Below are 20,725 nucleotides of genomic sequence, written 5' to 3' on the forward strand. Positions count from 1 at the left end.
CTTCCCTCCGGGTTGCCCCGCAAAGGGGCCGTCTGCGGCGTTGCCCGCGCTTGCAAGGCATCAGCCTTGCTGCGCGCAGGCGCCTTGCATCCAGCCCCTTTGCGGGGCAACGCGACCCCTTGAATAGTGTTAACAGGCCCTAGCGACTTCGCGCGAACCCGCATGCCCGATGGCCACCCGTTGCAAGACCGGTGGCCTTTTTGTTTTCTGCAACGACCTCGAGAGTCCACACGCATGTCCCTCGTCCTCCACGACACCTGGTCGCGCTCCCTGCGCCCCTTCGTTCCGCTGCGCCCCGGCCCGGTGGGGCTGTACTGCTGCGGTCCCACGGTCTACGACCATGCCCACATCGGCAACCTGCGCACCTACGTGTTCGAGGACCTGCTGCGCCGCGTGCTGGAGTTCGGCGGCCACGAGGTGCGGCACGTGGTCAACATCACCGACGTCGGCCACCTGGTCTCGGACGCCGACGAGGGCGAGGACAAGATGGAAAAGGGCAGCCGGCGCGCGGGCGAATCGGCCTGGGCCATCGCCGAGCGCTTCACCGCGGCCTTTCGCGCCGACTGGCGCGCGCTGAACCTGCGCGAGCCCGCCGAATGGCCGCGCGCCACCGACCACATCCCCGAGCAGCTCGCCTTCATCGCCGAGCTCGAGCGCAAGGGCTTCACCTACCGCACCGCCGACGGCGTGTACTTCGACACCTCGAAGCAGGACGACTACGGCCATCTCGCGCGGCTGGACAAGGCCGGCCTGCGCGCGGGCCAGCGCGTGGCGATGGGCGACAAGCGCGAGGCCACCGACTTCGCGCTCTGGAAGTTCAGCCCGCCCGGCACCCGGCGCCAGATGGAATGGGACAGCCCCTGGGGCCGCGGCTTCCCGGGCTGGCACATCGAGTGCTCGGCCATGTCGGCCCGCTACCTCGGGCCCTGGTTCGACATCCACTGCGGCGGCGAGGACCACATCGGCGTGCACCACAGCAACGAGATCGCGCAGACCCAGGCCTGCCACGGCACGCGCCTGGCCAACTTCTGGCTGCATGGCCATTTCCTCACGCTCGACGACGACCTGAAGATGTCGAAGTCCGACGGCGACTTCGTGCGGCTGCAGACGCTGGTCGACCGCGGCATCGATCCGCTGGCCTACCGCTACCTGTGCCTGGGCGCGCACTACCGCAGCAGCCTGCGCTTCAACGAGGCCGCGATCGCGGGCGCGCAGTCGGCGCTCGACCGCCTGCGCCGCGCCTATGCGGGCTGGCCGGAGGGTGGCATGGCCGACGCGGGCTTCGTCGCGCGCTTTCGCGCCGAGGTCGAGCAGGACCTGAACCTGCCGCGCGGCCTGGCCGTGCTGTGGGAACTGGTGCGCAGCGACCTGCCGGCGCCGACGCGGCGCGCCACGGTCGATGTGTTCGAGGCGGTGCTGGGGCTGCGGCTGGCCGAATGGCGCGAGGAGGGCGACGCGGTGCCCGAGGCGATCGCGGCCCTGGTGCGCGAACGGCTCGAGGCCCGTGCCGCCGGCGACTGGGCCCGGGCCGACCGGCTGCGCGAAGACTTGCGCGCGCAGGGCTGGCAGGTCGAGGACGGCGCGGCCGGCCCCCGGCTCAGCCGTGGACGTGCGTGACAGCAGGCCGGCGGCCGCGGACCGACAATCGCTTCCCATGAACGCCACGCCGCCCAAGCCACGCCCGATCCGCACTGCCGCCTCGCTGATCCTGCTGCGCGACGGGCCCGGCGGCCTCGAGGTGCTGATGCTGCGCCGGGCCGACAAGCCCGACGACCAGAACAGCGGCGCCAGCGTGTTCCCGGGCGGCGTGGTCGACGCGCACGACCGCGAGTTGCACACGCGCTGCGCCGGGCTCGACGACGCGGCCGCGAGCGCGCGGCTCGCGCTGCCCGCGGGCGGCCTCGACTACTACGCCGCGGCGGTGCGCGAATGCTTCGAGGAGGCCGGCGTGCTGTTCGCGAGCGACGCCGAGGGCGCGCTGGTCGCGCTCGAGCGTGTCGATCCCGAGCGGCTGGCCGCGATGCGCGCCGCGGTGGCCGACAGCACCGAGGCGCTGCTCGCGCTGTGCGACGCCCAGGGCTGGCGGCTCGCGGTCGACCAGCTCGCCTACTTCAGCCACTGGCTCACGCCGCCCGGCATGCCGCGGCGCTTCGACACGCGCTTCTTCGTCGCGGCCATGCCCCCGGGGCAGGAGGTGCAGGTCGACGGCTTCGAGATCGTCGAGCACCGCTGGCTGCCGCCGGCCGAGGCCGCGAGCCCGGCGCTCGGGCTCAAGCTGATGAACGTGACGCGGCGCGTGCTGCTGGAGCTCGCGGGCTTCGCCTCGGTGGCCGATTGCCTCGCGCAGGCGCGCGCTCGTGCGCGCGTACGGCTCAATATGCCGCGGCTGGCCGACGGCCCCGAGGGCCGGCGGCCGGTGAACGTGGACGAGGCGCCCTACGACGAGGTGGCGCTGGTCGATCCCGACGGGCAGGGCGGCGGGCGCTATGCGCACGAGGCGGGGCTTTCGATGCGGCTGTCGGCACGCGTGTGGCGCGTGACGGGCGGCGATGGAACGCACAGCCATTTCGTGGGAGGCGACGAAGGCTGGGCGCTGATCGATCCGGTGCCGGGCGAGGCGCTGCGGACCGCGGCGCCGGGGCCGGTGCGCTGGGTGCTGGCCACGCGCGGCGAGGCATCGGCCGCCGGCTGGCCCGAGGCGCGTGCGGTTGCGCCGCAGCCTGGGGAGTCGCTGGACCTCGGCGGCGCGACACTGAAGGTGCTGGGCGCTGACGATGCCGCAGCGCGGCGCTTCCTGCTGGTCGAGGAGCGCATGCTGTTCTCGGGCAGCGCGCAGGGCGCGGCCGTGGCGTGGCCCGATGACGTGGCGGTCGAATGGATCGCGCCGGTGCGCGGTTTCGTCGTGCGCCACGCGCCCGACTGAGCGCGACCCGCCGTCTCAGGAGCGTGGATCGCCGAGCCGCAGCAGGCAGTCGACGATCGCATCGGCCGCCTCGTCCAGCCGCGGACCGGGCCGCATCATCAGGTCGAAGCGCGCCGACGCGAAGCTGCAGACGCGGCCGCGCTTGATCGCGTTCATCGCCGACCAGCCGGGCCGCGCGGCCATCGCCGACAGCTCGCCGAGCGCCGACACCATCAGCACGTCGGGATCGGCGCGCACCACGAACTCGGGGCTCATCTTCGGAAACGGCCCCAGCGTGCCGGGCACCGCGTTCGCGAGGCCCAGGCGCGCGAGCGTCTCGCCGATGAAGGAGCTCTCGCTCGCGGCCGCCATGCCGCCATGCACCTCGAAATAGACGCGCCGACCCTGCCAGCCCGCGGGCACGCGTGCCCGCGCGGCATCGAGGCCGGCATCGAGCCGGCGCCAGTAGGCCTCGCCCTTGCCGGGCTGGCCGGTGGCGCGCGCCACGGTCTCCATCACGCGGCGCATGTCGGCATGGGTCTTGGCATCGAGCGCCAGCACGCGGATGCCGAGCCGCTCGAGCGGTTCGGCGGCACGGCTGCGCGGGCGCAGCAGGACGAGGTCGGGCTTGAGCGCGACGATGCGCTCGATGTTCGCGTCGTCGATGCCGCCCACCTGCGGCAGCCGCTGCACCGCCACCGGCCAGTTGGCGTGGCGGTCGATGCCCACCAGCCGGTCGCAGGCATCGAGCGCGCAGACGGTCTCGGTCAGCGAGGGCATCAGCGAGACGATGCGCCGCGCGGGCGCCGGCAGCTCGAGCACGCTGCCGCGGTCGTCGTCGAGCCGCACGCCCGCATGGACCAGCGCCGGTCCGCCGAGCGCGAAGGCCGCGGCCAGCGAGAGCGCCGAGGCGAAGTGGCGCGCGGGACGCGGGGAGGGCGCGAGGTCGGGGGGCTGGAACATCGTGGAGGAGGAAGGGCGGTGCTGCGCCGATTGTCGCCGCCGGGTTCAGGGCTCGCCCCGGTTCGCCAGCCGCTCGCGCCGAAGCGCCTCCTCGGCGCGCGCGTCGTTGACGGCGCGCAGCACCTCGCCGAGGTCGACCGGCCCGGTGTCGCGTGGCAGCGCGCCGCTGAGCTGCGTCTCGGGCCGCAGCAGGCCGCGCTCGTAGAGATGCCAGATCTCCTCGCCATGGCGCGTCTCGTGCAGCTCGGGCGCGAAGCGGCCGAAGAACTCGCGCAGGTTCGCCACGTCGCGCAGCAGCATGCGCTGCGCATGGTTGTTGCCCGCGGCATCGACGGCCTGCGGCAGGTCGATGATCACCGGGCCGCCGGCGCCGAGCAGCACGTTGAACTCCGAGAGGTCGCCGTGCACGATGCCCGCGCACAGCATGCGCATCACCTCGCGCACCAGCGTGGCGTGATGGCGTCGTGCCTCGTCGGGCGTGAACTCGGCGTCGTTGAGCCGCGGCGCGGCGGCGCCCTCGGCATCGGTCACGAGCTCCATCAGCAGCACGCCTTCCCAGAAGCCGAAGGGCTCGGGCACGCGCACGCCCGCGTCGGCCAGCCGGTACAGCGCATCGACCTCGGCGCTCTGCCAGTGGCTCTCGGTCATGCGGCGGCCGAAGCGCGTGCCCTTGGCGATGGCGCGGCGCTCGCGCGAGTTGCGGATCTTGCGGTTCTCGGTGTAGTCCACGGCCTGGCGGAAGGCGCGCTTGTCGGCCTCCTTGTAGACCTTGGCGCAACGGGCTTCGTCGCCGCTGTGCACGACGTAGACCATCGCCTCCTTGCCGCTCATGAGCTGGCGGCTGACGCCGTCGATCAGGCCTTCGTCGACCAGGGGTTGGAGTCGGGGCGGGATCTTCATGGGGCCACCTCCTTCCTGGCGCGGGCGGGGAGGATGGCGATGCGGACGGTCGAGAGAAAAACGAAACGATGCCGCGCGTGGGCGGCTGCTGTATCGAGCATGGGTGTGGGCACCTTGATTCGGAAACGAAAGACCGGGCGCCGCACGCGATGGCGCGCGCGGCGGGCTTGGCGAATCTCGGGCGGGGCGGCGTCGCGTGCAGCGCGGGGACTGCGACGCTCAGCGAGGCGAAGGCATCAGCGGCGTGTGCGCAATGCGATCGAGCGGCCGGGCACCGAGACGGTGGTGGGGGCAAGGACTGGCTTGTTCATTGCGCATACCTCCTGTGGTGCGTGGTTGTCGGGGATGCGAATGTAGTCGCATGCGCGCGAACTGTGAAGCCCATCGTTCGCGCGGGGCCGGCGCTGTGTTCGGCGCGCGACAGCGCCACTTAACGCACGCGGCTTAAGGATTCGACAAGGAATGCGTGGTGCAGGCGCTTGAAAGCATCGTCTTCGCAGCAGGCAATTGCTAAACTGGCCGCGACAAGAAGATGCATGAGAAAGCACCGTCGCGTGCCACTTCTCCCGATCCGATCCGCATTGCTTTCGAGATCTTTTCAAATGACGCCTGAACAACGACTGGACCTGTGGCTCTCCGAGGAACGCGAGGTAGTCGAACTGCTTAATTCGGGTCCCGGTGTCGGTGTGGCACGGCCCGCGCAGCTCGTCGGCAAGAGCGGCCTCGAAGTGATGCACGCGATGATGAACGGCCAGCTTCCCTATGCGGAGTTCGCCAAGCACCTGACCTTCTATGCGATCGTCGCGCGCCCGGGCTCGGCCGTGTTCCAGGGCACGCCGCAGCGCGAATACCTCAATCCCATGGGCACCATCCATGGCGGCTGGATGACCTCGATCCTCGATTCGGCGCTGGGCTGCGCGGTGCTCGCATCGCTGCCGCCGGGGCAGGTCTACACCACGGCCAGCCTCGAGACCCGTTACCTGAAAGGCCTCACGCTCGACGTGCGGCGCGTGCGCGCCGAGGCCACGGTCACGCGCATCGAAGGCCGCGTGGCGCTGGCCGAAGCCAGCCTCGTGGGTCCGGACGGCACGCTGTATGCCAAGGCCACCACCGAGTGCCGGCTGTTCGACATGCGCGCGCCGGCGCAGGCGCAGGCACCCGCGGTGGCGTCGCGGCCCTCGACATCGGCCACGTCCTAGAAGCACATCGCCCTTCGGGGCGATTTTTCTTTGGGGGCCGGCCTTTTCAGGACCACATCTTGCGCAGCACCGCCGAGAGTCCCGAGCCGGCGATCAGCGCGATGAAGAAGCGCATCCAGCCGGCTTTGCGCTGGTAGATGTTGGCGACCCAGATCGCGCCCGTCACGAGGCCGATCAGCCAGGCATCGCGCAGCGACAGCAGGAAGCCCAGCACGTAGGTGCCCTGTATCGCGATGCTGACCCACAGGCCCAGCAGCGACAGCGCGCTGCGCGGTTTCGCGGGCTGCGGGGCCGCCACGGGCTCGGCCGCGCGCGTGTCGTTGCGTGGCGGTGCCTGTTCGCGCCGCTGCGTGTCGTCGAGCGCGCGCTGGCGTTCGCGCTCGGCCTCGCGCTTCGCCTTCTTCTCGGCCGCGATCTGCTCGGGTGTCTTCTCGAGCACCGGCTCGGGCGCGCGCGCGGGCTGCCACCACGTGGGCAGCGGCGCGAGCCCGGCGGCCGAATGCTGGCGGAAGTGGCCCGCGGGCAGCGGCGCGCGGGCCGGCGCCGCGACCGTCGCGGGCGCCGATGCATGCTTCGCGGCCAGCGCCTTCACGCGCCGCAGGTAGGGTTCGGCGCGCGCGGGATCGGCCATCGCGATGAAGTTCGCATAGCCGCGCAGCGCGGCGATCAGGTCGTGCTGGCCGTTCCAGTGCAGCCCCTGCGGGCCGTGGCGTTCGGCCTGGTGCAGCACGGCGCGAAAGCGCCGCAGGGTGTCGCGGTCGGTCGAGAGCTTGTCGTTGACCACGATGCCGGTCACGTGCTGCTGCTGATGGCGGCGCATCACCTGCTGTTTCTCGGGATGCACCACGAGGCCTTCGCTGGCCACGATCTGCTTGGCGCGCCACAGCAGCTTGCCGACATCGCGGCCATGCTCGGCATCGGCCGAGAAGCTCAGGTCGTCGGCATAGCGCGTGTAGCGAAAGCCCAGCTTGGCGGCGCAGGCGGCCAGCCGCGCGTCGAGCCGGCGGCACAGCACGTTGGTGAGCATCGGGCTGGTGGGCGCGCCCTGCGGCAGCACGCGCTCGCCGCGCGCGACGAAGTAGCGTTCGCCGTCGAGCTCGACCTCGTCGGTCGGCGCCTCGGTCGCGAGCAGCGCGAACAGGGTCGCGACCTGCGGCGAGTAGCCGAGCTGGCGGAACACGCCGCGCACGCGGCGCAGGCCGATCGAGGGAAAGAAGTCCTTGAGGTCGAGGTTGACCACCACCGCCTGCCCCACGTGCGGCGCGGCATTGCTGAGGATCGAGCGGCCCGGCAGGAAGCCGTGCACGGCTTCGTGCACCGGCACCTTGGCCAGCACGTTGTCGAGCACCCAGTACTGCGCGCGCTTGAGCCGCGGCATCGGCGCCGAGATCTGGCGTTCGCCGCCGGTCTTCTTGGGCACGGTGAAGCGCTGGTAGTGGCTCACGCGCGCGACCTCGCGGTGCCAGGCCAGGAAGCGCAGCTCGCCCAGTTCCAGGCCCATGGCGCGCGCGAGATCGGTGGCGTCGTGCAGCGCCGGCAGCGCATGGCGCGCGAGCGCCTGCTCGTCGCTGCGCGCCGCGTTGAGCCCGCCCGAGACGCCTTCGCCCAGGTACAGCAGCTCGCGCTGACGCCTGCCATGCCAGTCGAGCGCGCGCGCATGGCGCTGCTGCGCGAGGCGCTGGCGGGTTTCTTCACGGCGTTCGCGCGCCCGCGCCATGCGTTCCTTGCGCATGGCCTTGAGCGCGGTCTCGCGGTCCTCGATGCCGCGCAGCTCGTCGCCCAGATCGCGCAGCGCGGTCTGCAGCTCGCCCTCGCGGCGGATCAGTTGCGCCTCGACCGTGGGCTGCGCCGTGTCGCGCGGCCAGAAGCCCAGGCGCTGCATCTCCTCGAGCACGACCTCCTGCTTGGAGCTCGCGCGGATGCGCGCGTAGAGTTCCTCGCGCGTGAGCGCCGAATCGGGTACGGAGGAGGGAGAGGGTGGGGTCATGGGCGGTGTGCGCCGCATGGACCGATGCACTGGAAGAAAAAGATGCGAACGGGACGGGAATCTCGTCGAAGAGCCTGAAGACTGGACAGCTCCACTCGACGCCGTACGCGCATGGTGGCGCGATGAGCTTCGAAGAAGCCGCACCGTCATCGCGCCACCATGCGCGTACGGCACAGTGAAGAGATGTCCAGTGAAGCCTGGGAAGTGCTGAGATCGAGGATGGCGATGCGCCATCCGGATTGCAAGAGCCTTCCCGCCCCGTTCGCAAAACCAGTGTATCAGCCGATGCTTGCAGTCCTTTCTTCCGAGTCGGTCGCGGGCGTCGGTGCGCCCGCGGTGGTGCCAAGGGCCAGCGCGGCCGAGGCCGTGGCCAGGCGCAGCGCGAGCATGTGTTCGCACGGCCCCTTCGTCATGCGCAGGCGGATGAAGTGGTCGCACTGGCATTCGCCGGTGGCCACGCGCTGGTCGGCATCGAGCTGCAGCCGCACCTGGTACTGGCGCGAGGATTGGGTGCCGCACAGACCGCTGAGCAGCAGGCCGCCATCGGCACGGGCCTCGACCTTCGTGTCCTTCAGGCGCCCGGCCTGCACCAGTTCGGCCGCGGCCGCTTCCTCGGGGCTGGCATGGCGCAGCCGTTCCATCGGCAGCGGCTCGCGGCTCAGCTCGCGCAGCCGCCACACGCCGTGCGCGATGTCGTACACCACGCGACCGGCCTGCACATAGCCGCCGAGCGCCGACTCGACCGTGAGCGGCGAGAGCCCGGTGGCCGCGGCCAGCTCGGCGGTGGTGGCGCGCCAGCGTTCGCCCAGCGCCGCGAACACGCGCAGCAGGCTGTCCTGGTCGACGTCGTGGCGCGGCTGCAGCAGCTCGAAGTGGCCGTTGCGCGACCAGTCGTTGGCGGTCCAGCCCGACAGGCCCAGCGTGAACTCCATGTCGGGCAGCCGCGCGACCCAGAAGCTCGGCATGCCGGTGCCCAGCAGGTGCACCGTGAAGCCCTGCGCCACCGGCACCAGCCGTTCGAGCTGCAGCAGCCGGCGCCGGCCCCAGACGCGGATGTCGATGTCGGCGGGCGCGTCGTGCGAGGAACGCGGGCACACCAGTTCATGGCCCCAGGGCTCGAACAGGATGCGCACCGGCTGCCCGGGCCGCAGGATGAAGCGCAGCGAGCGCGGACCCGCGCGTTCCTTGCGCCGGCGCAGCACCAGGCAGATGTTGTGCACGTCCATCGGATGCAGCTGCAGCCGGTGCGCGGGCAGCAGCATCGCGCTGCTGACCTGCAGGAAGCCACGCACCCAGCTGTCGGGCACCTCGATCTTGGGCTCGTGGAAGGCCGGGTCGTTGCCGCTCTGTACCTGGAAGCCGCCGGGATCGATCGCCAGCCGCGTGGCCTTGTAGTCGCGGATCTTCTGGAACTCGTCGTAGAGCGACTCGGAGTAGTCGACGTTGGTGGTGCCGAAGGCATGGTCGCTCACGCGGTCGAAGACCTCGTGGCCGCAGGAGAACATGCCGTAGCTCGACTCGTCCTGGCTGAAGCACTCGAAGAACACGCGGTCGGGATGCACCGTGATCACCGGGTCGAGCACGAACCAGGCTTCGCGGTTGACCTTGTAGAGGTGGTCGAAGTAGCGCTTCTGCGCCTTGTAGAAGGGCTGCAGCATGGCCGACTTGCGCTGGCGCAGCACGTCGAGCTCCTCGCGCAGCGGCGCCATGCGGGCCTTGAGCTCGTCGCTGCGCGCCATGTACTGCGCGAGCAGCTCGCCTTCCTGGCTCGCGAGCCATTCGAGGTAGGCGCTCTTGTCGCGCGGCTGGAAGCGCAGGTCGCCCACCACCACGTCGTGCAGCGCCGACATGCCTTCGCGAAACGGCAGGTGGCGGTTGACCTCGCCGATGAAGTGCACGGGCGCGCGCAAGGTGTCGGGCGCGAACTGCAGCGCGGTGCTGGTGGGCGTCTGCTGCGCGCCCGAGTGGCCGAAATAGCGGTACTGGAACTTCATGCGGCGGGACCCCCGGCGACGGCGGCCCGGCGCGGCGCGACGGCGCGCACGGGCGCGGCCTGCAGCGGGTTCTCGAGCGCCGGATAGCGTTGCTGGATGCTGCGCAGGCCGGCCACGTAGCGGGCGCGCTCGGTGATGGCGCCGCTCACGGCCTGGCGCGCGAACACGCGCGCGACGATGCGCGCCGCCTCTTCGGACTGCTCGGCCTGCGCCGCGAGGAATTCGCTCACGCGCGCCTTCGCGAGCCGGCCACGGTTGGCCTGCGACAGCACGGTGAGGAAGTAGGGCTCGAGCCGCGCCAGCACCTCGGGCTTGCCGCCCGCGGCGGCCGCCAGCCAGTTGGTCACGAACAGCTGCATGCCGCTCGAGGGATGCTGGCTCAGCTGCAGCATGTAGGTGGTGACGTCGGTGAGTTCGAAATGGGCAGTCAGCAGTTCGCGGCCCAGGCGCTGCGCGCCGGGATCCTTGTGGTCGCACAGGCGCACCAGCAGCGCGGGCGTCCATTGCGGCGACTGGCCTTGCGCCGCGAACCACTGGCGCGCCCAGGCGAGCGAATCGTCCCAGCGGCTGTCGAAGATGCGCAGTGCGTCGTCGAGTTGCGCGAGCGTGCGCTCGGGTTGCGCGGCGAGCCGTTCGCAGGCCCATTGGCGCGCGACGGCGGCATCGACCAGCCCCAGGCTCGCGGTCTGCAGCACGTCGAAGGCCTCGGCCGGCTGCTGCGGCAGCAACCAGGCGCCCAGGCGCTGCGCACCCTTGCTGCGCGCCTCGAGCAGCCGCACGGTGGTGGCGCTGTCGCCCGCGCGCGTGTGCTCGGCCAGCGGGCCGCACAGCCACTGCAGCAGCGAATCGAACACGCCCTCGGCGGCCTCGGTGCGGAACAGCTCGTCGCGCAGCATCGGCATCAGCGCCGCGCCGAAGTCCGGATGGCCGGGCAGCAACTGCGCGAGCTTGGGCGCGACCGCGCTGCGCACGCGCGGCATCGGGCTGGCGCAGAACACGGCGAACAGCGCCGGCTGCGCGAGCAGCGTGTCGTCGGGCAGCGCGGTGAACAGGCGCACGCCGGCGCCGCGCAGCCGCTCGTCGTCCGACTGCAGCAATCGCGTCAGCACCTCGATCGGCAGGCCTTGCACGGACGCCGGATGCAGCAGCAGCCACTCGGCCGCGAGCGCGACCACGTCGGGGCTCGCGTGGTCGAACAGGGCCAGCAGCGCGGCCAGCGGCGCCTTCGCGCCGGCTTCGCGCAGCGGGTTCTGCAGCGCCCACTGCAGGTTCTCGCAGATGGCGGCGAGCTCGGGAGCCTGCGCATCGCAGCGCGCGAGCCAGTCGAGCAGCGCGGTGCACAGCGCGTCGAAGCTGTCCGCGGCCTCGGGCTGGCCGGCCGCGGCCTGCAGCAGCAGGCGCGAGGCGCGGCGCACCTCGGCATCGGCCGAGACCAGCAGGCGCAGCAGCAGCTCGACATCGCGGCTGTAGCGCGCCGGGTCCTCGGCGATCAGGTCGAGCGCATGGCGACGTGCTTCGTCCAGTGGCGAATCGATCAGTGGCACGAGCCACGGGCTGGCCGGCTCGCCAGCCTCGATGCGCTCGCGCACCAGTGTCAACGCGAAGCGCGCCGTGTCGCTCCAGGCGCTCGCGAGCAGCTCGCGCAGGACGGTGCCATCGAGCGCCTGGCAGAAGGCGCGGTTGTCCTGCAGCGCGCGCGCCGCGAAGGCATGCACGCCGGCGCAGCGCGACTGCTGCATCAGCTGCAGCAGCGCCTCGGGATGGCGGTCCCAGCGCTCGGGCCAGGCTTCGCCGCGTTGCGCGCGGTGCTCGGCCGGCGGCGTCTCGCGGCGCCAGTAGAGGCCGCCGGCCAGCGCGGTCCATTCGGGGTCGTGGCGGTGCAGCAGCTGCATCACGACCAGCCAGCGGCTGTAGGGTCCGCTGTGCCAGACGCGCGTCTCGCGGTTCCAGCCCGCATCTTCATGGCGCGCCGCGACGGCCGCGTTCGCATCGTCGGCGGCGAGCAGCACGCCCATCGCGAGCCGCAGCCAGTCGCGCTCGTCGGCCGCGCCGCGCAGCGCGAGCCGGCGCAGGGTGCGCCAGGTGCGGCGGCGCAGGTAGTCGTGCGTGCGCTGGCTCAGCGCGAGCCGGCTGTCGGGGCGCACGATCTCCTTCGCGATGTCGACATAGCGGCCGTTGAGCATCGCCCATTGGCTGGTGCCGCGAAAGCCCGCGCGCTGCGTTTCGAGACGCTGGTTCAGCAGGCCCAGCAGGCGGTAGTCGCCCGCGAACTCGGCGCCCTTGTAGAGCCGGCGCCAGGCGCGGAAGCTGCCCGCGGCCAGCGACAGCTGCTGCGCCACGTCGTGCAGCGCACGGCGCGCCAGGCCGGCGGGCTGGTCCTCGTCGAGGCCTTCGAGCAGTGCGAGTTCGAACAGCTGCTGCGTCCAGTCGGTGTGCGCGAGGCTCTGCCAGTGCGCGGGATCGGCGAGCCGTTCGCGCAGCAGCGCGGCGGCCTCGGCCACCGGCACGACCTGTGCCTCGGTCCAGGCGCGGCGCAGCGAGCCGGGCCAGTCGTCGACGATGCGCTCGGCCTCCGCGGCGCGACGTTCGGAGGGCCACAGCGCGAGCGCGGCCCAGCGCGCGACGCGCGTCACCTTGGGGTCGGTCGCGCGGCGCGAGAGCTCGACCATCGCCTCGAAGGCGCCCGCGTCGCCGCAGCGGCCGATGGCCCAGGCGATGCAGTAGTCGAGCATCGCGTCGCCGGTCTCGATCAGCTCGACCAGGCGCGGCACCGCCTGCGCGAGACGGCGTTCGCCAAGGCGCCACACGGTGCGGCTGCGGCGCAGCGGCGGCAGCAAGCGCCAGGCATCGGGCGCGATGCGCTCGAGCAGGATGGTGTCGGCCGGTGAAATAGAAGCAGCGGCGGCGATGGGCGCGGCCGGTGCCGATGCAACGATGGGCGCGCCTTCGAGCGCGAGGCCGCGCGAGAGCTGCGCGGCGAGCGCATCGCCGAACACGGCCATCGCCTTGTCGAGCGCGAGCGGCGCGGGCGTCAGCACGGTCTCGCGCCACTGCAGTCCGTCGCGGCTGCTGCTCAGGTGCACCACGTGCCCGGCGTCGGCGGGCAGCTCGAACAGTTCGATGGTGACGTGTTCCGTGACCGTCGATGTCCCCGGTCTCGTTCGTGTGAGTTTCTCGGATCGAATGCGCTTCACGCGGAGGCCTCCCTGCCTTCGGTTGAATGCCCTCGATCGCGCGGTGTGGCCGATCGGGGCATTCGCCTATCTTAGGCCCTGCAGCTGCATGCTTCGATGACGCGCGAATGAGCGGCGGCTCACCACGCCATCTGCCGCCACGGGCTGTGCTCGTGCGAGAGCAGGTGGGCCGTGGCGCGCTGGAAGGTGTCGGTGTCCTCGGCGATGCGGTCGAGATCGTGGGTGGCGAGCCAGAACGCGCGCCCGACCACGAAGCTGTCGCCGAAGTCGCGCCACGACTGGTAGGCGGGCTGCGCGAGGCGCGCCGCGCTCGCGATCGCGTTCCATGATTCTTCGGCACGCAGCAGCCGTGCGTCCTGGATCAGCCGATGCAGCTGCACCAGCCGGCCCATGTCCCAGGCCATGATGCTCGCGGGCAGCGGCCGCGGCAGCTTGTCGAACAGGCCTTCCTCGGCGGCCTCGTGCCAACTTTCGTAGTAGTCGCGCGTGCTCTCGAGATCGAGGCCGCGCGCCACGGCCTCGCCGGGCAGTGCCGCGAGGTTGGCTTGCGCGACCGCCGCCGCGTCGCTTCGGCTGCCACGGTGGAGGCGCTCCACGCGCGGGTTCACCACCGCGTAGTGGGCGCGATGGCCTTGCGAGAGCAGCGACTCGGTGACCTCGCGCGCGCTGCCGGCACTGGTGACGCCCCAGGCCGAGGCCAGCAGCGCCACGGCGGTGGCGCGGTCGGATTCCGCGGTGAGCGCGTTGATCGGCAGGTAGGACTCGGCCGCATAGACCGCGCCGAGCGCGAGGCCGCGATGCTGCGCGGGCGTCAGCGGCGTGCCGTCCTCGAGCCGATTGAAACTGAATGAAAAAAGCTTGCGGACCTTGTCCAGAAATCCCATGGCGCCGTCCCCTTGTGTTCGCCTGTGCGGGCGTAGGCTAGGTGCGCCGGGCGAGCGGCACCAGTGCCTAAAGTCATTCGGCGGCGTGGCGCGTGCTGTGTAGCATCGCAGCGTCGTGCGGTTCCGCCACGGCGCCGTTCGTTCCATCGCATCCGCCGCCATGTCCAGCACCGAACCTCTCGCGCAATCCAGCTTCCTCTACTTCACGGGCCAGGGCTCCGACAAGGTCTACCAGGTCCACCTGCGGCCGAAGGACGAGGGCTGGGTGGTCGACTACGGCAATGGCCGGCGCGGCGGCACGCTGGCCACCGGCACCAAGACCAGCAGTCCGGTCGGCTACGAGGCCGCGCTCAAGATCTACCAGAAGGTGGTGAAGGAGAAGACCGGCAAGGGCTACACCACCGATGCCTCGGGCGCGCTCTACACCGCGTCCGAGTTCGCGGGCCGCAGGAGCGGCGAGCTGCCGCAGCTGCCGACGCTGATCGCCGAGACGCAGCTCGCGCGCTACCTCGACGACCCCGGATGGGGTCTGCAGGAAAAGGCCGATGGCGAGAACCGCATGTTGCTGATCGAGGAAGGCGCCGTGCGCGGCACCAACCGCCGCGGCCTGTTCGTCGACATCCCGCAGGCCTGGGTCGCGACCGCCGCGCTGCCAGCGGGCCGCGCGGTGATCGCGGGCGAACACGTGGGCGATGGCTTCCTGGCCTTCGACCTGCTCGAGGCCGGCGGCGAGGATCTGCGCGCGCAGGCTTTCGTCGAACGCTTCCGGCGGCTCGAGGTCTTCGCCGCCGCGCTGCCATGGATGGCCGTGTTGCCGCTCGAGACCGAGGCTTCGGCCAAGCACCGGCGCGCGGCCGAGCTGCGTGCCGCGCATGGCGAGGGCTTCGTGCTCAAGGCGCTGGCCGCGCCCTTCGCCGCGGGGCGCAGTGCCGCGAGCCTCAAGTTCAAGTTCCAGCAGAGCGCCACCTGCGAGGTGTTGCGCGTCAATGCGCAGCGCTCGGTGGCCGTGGGCTTGCGCGACGAGGCCGGCGTGCTGGTCGACCTCGGCAACGTGACCGTGCCGCCGAACGAGGCGCTGCCCGCGCCCGGCACGCTGGTCGAGGTGCGCTATCTCTATCGCTATGCGGGTGGCAGCTTCGAGCAGCCGGTGTATCGCGGGCAGCGGCCCGACATGGCGGCCGAAGATGCACTGCTCACGCAGGTCACGCGCATCAAGGACCGCGGTGCGGTCGCGGAAGAAGAGCGCGACGACGGGAGCGACGTCGCGTGAGGGGCCTGCACCACATCGCCTGCGGCCTGGCCATGATCGTCGCGCTCGCGGGCTGCGAGAAGCCCGCGCCGCCGCCACCGCCGCTGAGCAAAGAAGCACAGATCACGCGCGACGCACCGCCCGAGCTGATGTTCCGCGGCACCTTCGCCGGGCGGCCGATCCACCTCGTCGTGAACGACTGCGAGGTCTACAGCGTGCGCAGCCTCGAGGGCGGCGAGGTCGAATGGACCTCGGTGCTCAAGCCCGACTTCTATCCCTTCTTCAGCGTCTGCCAGCGCCAGTCGCTGCAGGTCGAGGGCAGCGTGATGACGGCCCAACTGGGCCGCATGGCGGTCGGTGCCGGCGGTTGCTGCGCCACCGGCGGCACCTACCGCTCCACCGACGGCATCGCCTGGAAGCGGACCGGGTACTGACACCCGGCAGCCGCGACGCGGCTCAAGCCACGACGATGCGGCCCGGGTCCGCCGAGCGCAGGATCTCGGCCCGGTCGCCGGTGGGCGGATAGATCCACTCGGTGTTGATCTGGTGCTTGAGCGCCTTGGCCTCGGCACCTTCCATCTTCACTTCGCGCGACCAGCCCTCGGTGTACACGGCGCCCCAGGGACCGAGGTCCAGGCAGGTCACGTACTTCGGCTGCGAATAGGCGATCTTGGGCAGCCCCAGCAGGTCGGCCGCGACGTTGTGGCCGGCCGAGCGTCCGAGCGCCATCGCGTGCTGGCACGACATCATCGCGACGTTGCCCTCGTCGTCGGTGGCGGCGCGCGCGGCATCGCCCGTGACGAAGACATTCGGAACGCCCGGCACCTGCAGGTTGCGGTCGACGAGGATCCGGCCCGCGGCATCGCGCTCGGCGGGGATCTGCTGCGTCAGCGCGGTCGCGCGCATGCCGGCGGTCCAGATCACCGTCGCTGCCTCGATGCGTTCGCCGCCCGAGGTGGTGATTCCCTCGGCGTCGATGCTCTCGACCTCCACGCCCAGCCGCCAGCTGACGCCTTGCGACTTCAGCGCCTTCTCGATCACCGGTCGCGGGCCCGGTCCGAGGTCGGGACCGATCGCATCGGCGCGCTCGACGACGATCACGCGCGGCTCGATGTCGCCGCCCATGATCTCGCGCAGCCGCGCGGGCATCTCGGCCGCGGTCTCGATGCCGGTGAAGCCGCCGCCGACCACCACGATGGTGTTGCGCGCGAGCGAGGAGGGCTGCAGCGCGAGCTTGCGCAGGTGCGCGTCGAGCGCCACGGCGTCCTCGTACTGGTCGACGCTCAGCGCGTGCGCATGCAGGCCGGGCACCGGCGGGCGGAAGAGCTGGCTGCCCGCCGCGAGCACCAGCCTGTCGTAGGCGAGCGTCTGTCGTGCGCCCGCGACGTCGACCACGTCGACCTCCTGCGCATCGGTGCGGATCTGCTCCGCGCGTGCCGCGAGGAAGCGCACGCCGACGGTATCGAAGACGGACTGCAGCGGCGCCTTCATCGCCTCCTGCGGCACTTCGTAGAGACGAGGGCGCACATGCAGCGTGGGCTCGGGCGCGACCAGCAGGATCTCCACGCCGTCGTTCGCATGGGCTGCCATGTCGAGGGCGCGCGCGGCGCTCAAGGCGCTCCACATGCCGGCAAAGCCGGCGCCTACAACCAGGATTCGTTGGGTCATTTTGGATGGTTCGGTTCTTCGAGGTTCATGTCCCGCGGCGCAGCGCGAAGGGTGCGGTGCGCGCGGGGTCTTCAAGACGATCCGATGTGGATCGCTTAACTACGACTATACTGGTCGTAGTAAAAAATTCAATCGCCGATTTCATGAACCGACCCCTCGCCATGCTGGGCGCGTACACAAACATCCTTCGATGCGAGTCCGCGATCGCGGCGGGCGACGAGACCTGGCGCTCGATCGCCGCGCTGATGCTGCCGTGCTATCGCAACGCGCTGAAGGTGTTGGCCCGGGGGCTGAGCGCCGAGGAGCAGCGGGCGTTCGAACGGCTGGTGGTCGACGTTCATGCCGACGGCGAATCCATGCGGGTCGCCGCCAACGACCCGAGTTAGACGCACGGCATCGGCTCGTGCATATCCGCAACGCCAACCCAAGGAAGACCTCTCATGAAAACCGCATCGCTCGCACTCGCACTCCTCGCCTTCACCGCAGCAAGCACAGGCACCGCCGTCGCGGCACCGCCCGATCCGCAACGCGAAGTCATCGTTCCGGCCTTCGCCCATGCGATCGCCAACGTGCCCGGCAAGACGCTCACGGCGCTGGTCGTCAGCTATGCACCCGGCGCGAAGACGCCCGCGCATCGTCACGGCCAGGCCTTCGTCGTGGGCTATGTGCTGGAAGGCGCGGTCCGCAGCAAGCTCGACAACGGCCAGGAGGTCGTCTACCGCGCGGGCGAAAGCTGGACCGAGCAGCCCGGTGCCCACCACGCGGTGAGCGACAACGCGAGCGCCACCGAGCCCGCGAAGCTGCTCGCGATCTTCGTGGCCGATTCGAAGGAGAAGAACCTGGTCACGCTCGACAAGAAGTGAGCGCCGCCGCGCGTCGGCGCGCGCGAGGGGGGGGGGGGCTCAGTTACGATCCGCCCCTCCATTCCCACGGGAGCCAGCTTGAGCCACATCAGTGCCGGTGTCGAATACGGACTGCATTGCCTTCTCTACTTGTCGGGGCCTCCCACCGGAGGCACCGAAGCCAGCGTGCGCGACCTCGCCGAGCTCCAGGGCCTGTCGGTGGAATTCGTGGCCAAGCTCTTCACCAAGCTGCGCAAGGCCGGCCTGACCGAGGCGACCGAGGGAAAGAACGGCGGCTTCCGCCTGGCCAAGCCCGCCGACCGGATCAGCGTGCTCGACGTGGTGGAAGCCATCGACGGACCGAAGGCGCTGTTCGAGTGCCGCGAGATCCGCGGACGCTGCGCGGTCTTCGACGGCGCGGCGCCGCGCTGGGCGATGGACGGTGTCTGCTCGATCCATGCAGTGATGCTCGAGGCCGAGGACCGGATGCGCCAGGTGCTGTCCTCCCAGACGCTGGCCGACCTGGCCCGGCGCGTCGGCGCCAAGGCACCGCACAGCCACGCGGGCAAGATCGTGCATTGGATCGAGACGCGCAAGGCGCAGGCTTGACGCCGGCAAGTGCCACGTCTCGCACTCAAGTCCAGTAGATCAGCTCACCGTCGCGCAGGTCACCCAGAAAACTGTTCAGCACGATGCGGTGCTCCTGGCTCCTCGTGACGCCGTGGATGAATGCGCCGTTGAGCAGCACGAGATCGCCGGTTCGAACGGCGAGGTCCGTGTAGCGGGTGCTCGAAAGAAGCTCCGCGGGATAGGGATAGCCCACGCCTTCCACCTTGGCCTGCATCGCAAGTTCCGGCGAGTGCCGGAGGTCGTAGACCCGGAGCATGCCTTGGCCTGCTTTGCAGCTTGCATAGAAGTTGACGGCGAGCAGGGTTCGTATGTCGACGATCTCCCAGCCCCTGTTGCGTTCGCAGAAGACCTGCGAGACATCGTCATGAGGCTGGAGCAGAAAGCTGGAGGAGGGGCGGTCCTGCCATGCGATGGCCCGCGTGTGCAGCGCTTCGCCGTGCGCGAAGTGGGCGGCGCGGACGTTTCGTTCGAGGTGCCGTCCGACGGTCGTGTACAGCCGGCGCACCGGGTCTTCCGTGCCTTCGAACAACGAATCGACGGATTCGCAGGATTGCCTGCACGTCTCGTAGTAGGCGGACGGTGTCTTGGCATAGTGCGACTCTCCGACCATCAGGCCCGGAACATTGTCCTTGCGGGGAAGGAGGGCGCTGGATTTTTGGAAGTTTCCAGCGATCGCGTCGCAGACATCGCCTTTGACAAAACCATGAATCCAGACGGCATCGACCCTGTTGCGTACCAGTTCGTGCGCGGCACGGCCGATCAGTTTTTGTTCGTGATCGCCGTCAATTTCTACCATTCTCATCATTCGCTAACGCTCCCTTTGTTGTCAAAACCGCAGTCAAATTCCATTTCAGATTGATCCCCGCCGCACCCAGCAGAATCAATGCGATGCCGACGTACTGATGCAGCGACAGCTTCACATCGAGGAAGGTCGAATCGATGAAGATGGCGAGCGCGGGATACAGGAACGAGAGGGAGGCGGCCTGGGAGGCCTCGAGTTTTTGCAGCGCACCGTAAAGAAGGATGTACATGACGCCGGTGTGAAAGACGCCCAGCAGCACCGTGGCGATGGCCTGACGGGTGAATCCCTGCGAAAGCAGCGCGCCGAAATCGGCGAAAGGCCACAGAACGGCTGCCCCGAGCACCATCTGAAGGAGCGCGATGAGCGTTGGCGGATTACCCTTGAGCAGTCGTGCGAAAAGCGCGGCCACGGCATAGAGCGAGGCGGCTGCCAACGCTTGAAGTACGCCCAGGAAATAACGAGCATCGGCGGAGTTGCCGGCAGGCGAACCAGCGCCGTGAGCGTCGATGGAGGGAGCTGCCGTGAGGTTGGAGATGAAGAAGAGACCGGTCAGCGATACCGCCGTCCACAGCGCGATGTTGGCGGTGATGCGTTCCTTGAAGACCAGGAAGCCCAGCACGATCATGATGATCGGCTGCGTGTTGTAGACGGTGGTCGCAACGCCGATGGAGGTCTTCTCGTAGGCCGCGAAAAGAAAATACCAGTTCGCCAGCAACGCGATGCCGCCCACGAGGGAATAGGCGATGAGCCTGGGCTTGAGGATCGAGGCACTGATGTAGCCGCGCAGCAGGCAGATCGCCAGCAGCACCAGCGCGCCGAAGAAGCAGCGGTAGAAGATGAGGCTGACTTCGGATTGGCCGGACATCAGGACCGTGATGCCGATGGTGCCGCAGATGGCCATGGCGGCGAGCATTTCGAAGACACCGGATTGCTTCATGGAAGGACTCGAAAAGTGAGGCCTGATCCTATGAAGTGCCGGCTGGCGGCGGAATCGATTTATCTTCGATGTGGAATGAATCGCCTCATTTAAATAACCTTCTCTTCCAGCTTCTCCTTATTTAATGACGATGGACAAAATCGACAGAAGAATCCTCAAGATCCTGCACCAGGACAGCCGGATCACGGTCAAGGCGCTCAGCGAGAAAGTCCACCTGTCGCAGCCCAGCTGTGCCGAGCGGCTGCGGCGCCTGATCGAGCAGGGAATCATCGAGAAGTGCTCGATCCAGGTCTCGCCCAAGGCCCTGGGCTTCCCCATCGCGGCGATCGTCCGCGTTCGTCCGCTGCCCGGAGAACTGGCCCGGGTCGAAAAGCTCATCACCGAGATCGACGAGATCGTCCAGTGCGACAAGGTGACCGGCGACGATGCCTTCGTCTGCCGCATGCACCTGCGCGGCATCGAGGAACTCGACCATTGCCTGCGCAAGATCGCCAGTTTCGCGACCACCAGCACTTCGATCGTCAAGTCGACGCTGGTGTCGAACAGGCTGCTGCCGCTCGACGGGGCGGACTGA

The 20,725-nt window shown here is 69.8% G+C and carries 18 protein-coding genes; 9 read left to right on the plus strand and 9 right to left on the minus strand.

The window, feature by feature from the left end:
• Positions 1-234 precede the first annotated feature (234 nt).
• A complete protein-coding gene (gene cysS, locus AC07RV_RS41240; protein WP_296777606.1) occupies positions 235-1,617 on the plus strand; it encodes a cysteine--tRNA ligase in 1,383 nt (460 codons plus the stop codon).
• A gap of 37 nt (positions 1,618-1,654) precedes the next feature.
• The gene (locus AC07RV_RS41245) at positions 1,655-2,923 is read left to right on the plus strand and encodes an NUDIX domain-containing protein (RefSeq protein WP_296777608.1); all 1,269 of its coding nucleotides are present in this window, start codon (positions 1,655-1,657) and stop codon (positions 2,921-2,923) included.
• Between the two features lie 15 nt (positions 2,924-2,938).
• On the opposite strand, the gene AC07RV_RS41250 is transcribed toward AC07RV_RS41245, so the two are convergent.
• Together AC07RV_RS41250 and AC07RV_RS41255 are read right to left on the minus strand one after the other, a co-directional pair.
• Positions 2,939-3,865 (minus strand): ABC transporter substrate-binding protein, encoded by a 927-nt coding sequence (locus AC07RV_RS41250; protein ID WP_093342842.1) that lies wholly within the window; start codon positions 3,863-3,865, stop codon positions 2,939-2,941.
• A 45-nt stretch (positions 3,866-3,910) separates the two neighbouring features.
• Positions 3,911-4,765 (minus strand): PA4780 family RIO1-like protein kinase, encoded by an 855-nt coding sequence (locus AC07RV_RS41255; protein ID WP_296777613.1) that lies wholly within the window; start codon positions 4,763-4,765, stop codon positions 3,911-3,913.
• Between the two features lie 602 nt (positions 4,766-5,367).
• Here AC07RV_RS41255 and AC07RV_RS41260 point away from each other — a divergent pair.
• Positions 5,368-5,964 (plus strand): PaaI family thioesterase, encoded by a 597-nt coding sequence (locus tag AC07RV_RS41260; protein WP_296777616.1) that lies wholly within the window; start codon positions 5,368-5,370, stop codon positions 5,962-5,964.
• Positions 5,965-6,010: 46 nt separating this feature from the next.
• Here AC07RV_RS41260 and AC07RV_RS41265 read toward each other — a convergent pair whose 3' ends face one another.
• The 4 genes from AC07RV_RS41265 to AC07RV_RS41280 form a co-directional block, all read right to left on the minus strand.
• Positions 6,011-7,951, minus strand: a complete 1,941-nt coding sequence (locus AC07RV_RS41265) for a reverse transcriptase family protein (RefSeq protein WP_296777618.1) — start codon at positions 7,949-7,951, stop codon at positions 6,011-6,013.
• A gap of 278 nt (positions 7,952-8,229) precedes the next feature.
• Complete coding sequence (locus AC07RV_RS41270) at positions 8,230-9,945, minus strand: SWIM zinc finger family protein (RefSeq protein WP_296777620.1); 1,716 nt, start codon at positions 9,943-9,945, stop codon at positions 8,230-8,232.
• Positions 9,942-13,139 (minus strand): HEAT repeat domain-containing protein, encoded by a 3,198-nt coding sequence (locus AC07RV_RS41275; protein ID WP_296777623.1) that lies wholly within the window; start codon positions 13,137-13,139, stop codon positions 9,942-9,944. Before AC07RV_RS41275 ends, AC07RV_RS41270 begins: the two co-directional genes overlap by 4 nt.
• Before the next feature lie 119 nt (positions 13,140-13,258).
• Complete coding sequence (locus AC07RV_RS41280; RefSeq protein ID WP_296777625.1) at positions 13,259-14,023, minus strand: DUF1266 domain-containing protein; 765 nt, start codon at positions 14,021-14,023, stop codon at positions 13,259-13,261.
• 160 nt (positions 14,024-14,183) lie between these two features.
• Here AC07RV_RS41280 and AC07RV_RS41285 point away from each other — a divergent pair, with 160 nt between their 5' ends.
• Together AC07RV_RS41285 and AC07RV_RS41290 are read left to right on the plus strand one after the other, a co-directional pair.
• Complete coding sequence (locus tag AC07RV_RS41285; protein WP_296777627.1) at positions 14,184-15,293, plus strand: ATP-dependent DNA ligase; 1,110 nt, start codon at positions 14,184-14,186, stop codon at positions 15,291-15,293.
• Positions 15,290-15,706 (plus strand): hypothetical protein, encoded by a 417-nt coding sequence (locus AC07RV_RS41290; protein WP_444814251.1) that lies wholly within the window; start codon positions 15,290-15,292, stop codon positions 15,704-15,706. The genes AC07RV_RS41285 and AC07RV_RS41290 overlap by 4 nt, the downstream gene beginning before the upstream one ends.
• A 22-nt stretch (positions 15,707-15,728) precedes the next feature.
• Here the strand turns inward: AC07RV_RS41290 and AC07RV_RS41295 are convergent, their stop codons facing one another.
• Positions 15,729-16,940: an NAD(P)/FAD-dependent oxidoreductase gene (locus tag AC07RV_RS41295; protein ID WP_296777629.1), complete on the minus strand. Its 1,212-nt coding sequence runs from the start codon at positions 16,938-16,940 to the stop codon at positions 15,729-15,731.
• A 143-nt stretch (positions 16,941-17,083) separates the two neighbouring features.
• Between AC07RV_RS41295 and AC07RV_RS41300 the strand changes: the two genes are divergently transcribed.
• From AC07RV_RS41300 to AC07RV_RS41310, 3 genes are all read left to right on the plus strand, one after another.
• Positions 17,084-17,326 (plus strand): hypothetical protein, encoded by a 243-nt coding sequence (locus AC07RV_RS41300; RefSeq protein ID WP_296777631.1) that lies wholly within the window; start codon positions 17,084-17,086, stop codon positions 17,324-17,326.
• Positions 17,327-17,380: 54 nt separating this feature from the next.
• The gene (locus AC07RV_RS41305) at positions 17,381-17,803 is read left to right on the plus strand and encodes a cupin domain-containing protein (protein ID WP_296777633.1); all 423 of its coding nucleotides are present in this window, start codon (positions 17,381-17,383) and stop codon (positions 17,801-17,803) included.
• Positions 17,804-17,881: 78 nt separating this feature from the next.
• Positions 17,882-18,391: an RrF2 family transcriptional regulator gene (locus AC07RV_RS41310; protein WP_296777635.1), complete on the plus strand. Its 510-nt coding sequence runs from the start codon at positions 17,882-17,884 to the stop codon at positions 18,389-18,391.
• Positions 18,392-18,416: 25 nt separating this feature from the next.
• On the opposite strand, the gene AC07RV_RS41315 is transcribed toward AC07RV_RS41310, so the two are convergent.
• The gene (locus tag AC07RV_RS41315) at positions 18,417-19,208 is read right to left on the minus strand and encodes a 2OG-Fe(II)-dependent halogenase WelO5 family protein (RefSeq protein WP_296777637.1); all 792 of its coding nucleotides are present in this window, start codon (positions 19,206-19,208) and stop codon (positions 18,417-18,419) included.
• Positions 19,195-20,151 carry a DMT family transporter gene (locus tag AC07RV_RS41320; RefSeq protein ID WP_296777639.1) on the minus strand — a complete coding sequence of 319 codons (957 nt, stop codon included), beginning with the start codon at positions 20,149-20,151 and terminating at the stop codon, positions 19,195-19,197. Before AC07RV_RS41320 ends, AC07RV_RS41315 begins: the two co-directional genes overlap by 14 nt.
• 124 nt (positions 20,152-20,275) lie before the next feature.
• Here AC07RV_RS41320 and AC07RV_RS41325 point away from each other — a divergent pair, with 124 nt between their 5' ends.
• Positions 20,276-20,725 (plus strand): Lrp/AsnC family transcriptional regulator, encoded by a 450-nt coding sequence (locus AC07RV_RS41325; protein ID WP_256222501.1) that lies wholly within the window; start codon positions 20,276-20,278, stop codon positions 20,723-20,725.

The sequence above is a fragment of the Variovorax sp. GW821-FHT09B01 genome (assembly GCF_059418345.1).

Bases quoted from the DNA above. Each gene is read 5' to 3' on its own strand.
- cysS (WP_296777606.1), top strand. From the start codon at position 235: ATGTCCCTCGTCCTCCACGACACCTGGTCGCGCTCCCTGCGCCCCTTC.
- AC07RV_RS41245 (WP_296777608.1), top strand. From the start codon at position 1,655: ATGAACGCCACGCCGCCCAAGCCACGCCCGATCCGCACTGCCGCCTCG.
- AC07RV_RS41250 (WP_093342842.1), bottom strand. From the start codon at position 3,865: ATGTTCCAGCCCCCCGACCTCGCGCCCTCCCCGCGTCCCGCGCGCCAC.
- AC07RV_RS41255 (WP_296777613.1), bottom strand. From the start codon at position 4,765: ATGAAGATCCCGCCCCGACTCCAACCCCTGGTCGACGAAGGCCTGATC.
- AC07RV_RS41260 (WP_296777616.1), top strand. From the start codon at position 5,368: ATGACGCCTGAACAACGACTGGACCTGTGGCTCTCCGAGGAACGCGAG.
- AC07RV_RS41265 (WP_296777618.1), bottom strand. From the start codon at position 7,951: ATGACCCCACCCTCTCCCTCCTCCGTACCCGATTCGGCGCTCACGCGC.
- AC07RV_RS41270 (WP_296777620.1), bottom strand. From the start codon at position 9,945: ATGAAGTTCCAGTACCGCTATTTCGGCCACTCGGGCGCGCAGCAGACG.
- AC07RV_RS41280 (WP_296777625.1), bottom strand. From the start codon at position 14,023: ATGGGATTTCTGGACAAGGTCCGCAAGCTTTTTTCATTCAGTTTCAAT.
- AC07RV_RS41285 (WP_296777627.1), top strand. From the start codon at position 14,184: ATGTCCAGCACCGAACCTCTCGCGCAATCCAGCTTCCTCTACTTCACG.
- AC07RV_RS41295 (WP_296777629.1), bottom strand. From the start codon at position 16,940: ATGACCCAACGAATCCTGGTTGTAGGCGCCGGCTTTGCCGGCATGTGG.
- AC07RV_RS41300 (WP_296777631.1), top strand. From the start codon at position 17,084: ATGAACCGACCCCTCGCCATGCTGGGCGCGTACACAAACATCCTTCGA.
- AC07RV_RS41305 (WP_296777633.1), top strand. From the start codon at position 17,381: ATGAAAACCGCATCGCTCGCACTCGCACTCCTCGCCTTCACCGCAGCA.
- AC07RV_RS41315 (WP_296777637.1), bottom strand. From the start codon at position 19,208: ATGGTAGAAATTGACGGCGATCACGAACAAAAACTGATCGGCCGTGCC.
- AC07RV_RS41320 (WP_296777639.1), bottom strand. From the start codon at position 20,151: ATGAAGCAATCCGGTGTCTTCGAAATGCTCGCCGCCATGGCCATCTGC.
- AC07RV_RS41325 (WP_256222501.1), top strand. From the start codon at position 20,276: ATGACGATGGACAAAATCGACAGAAGAATCCTCAAGATCCTGCACCAG.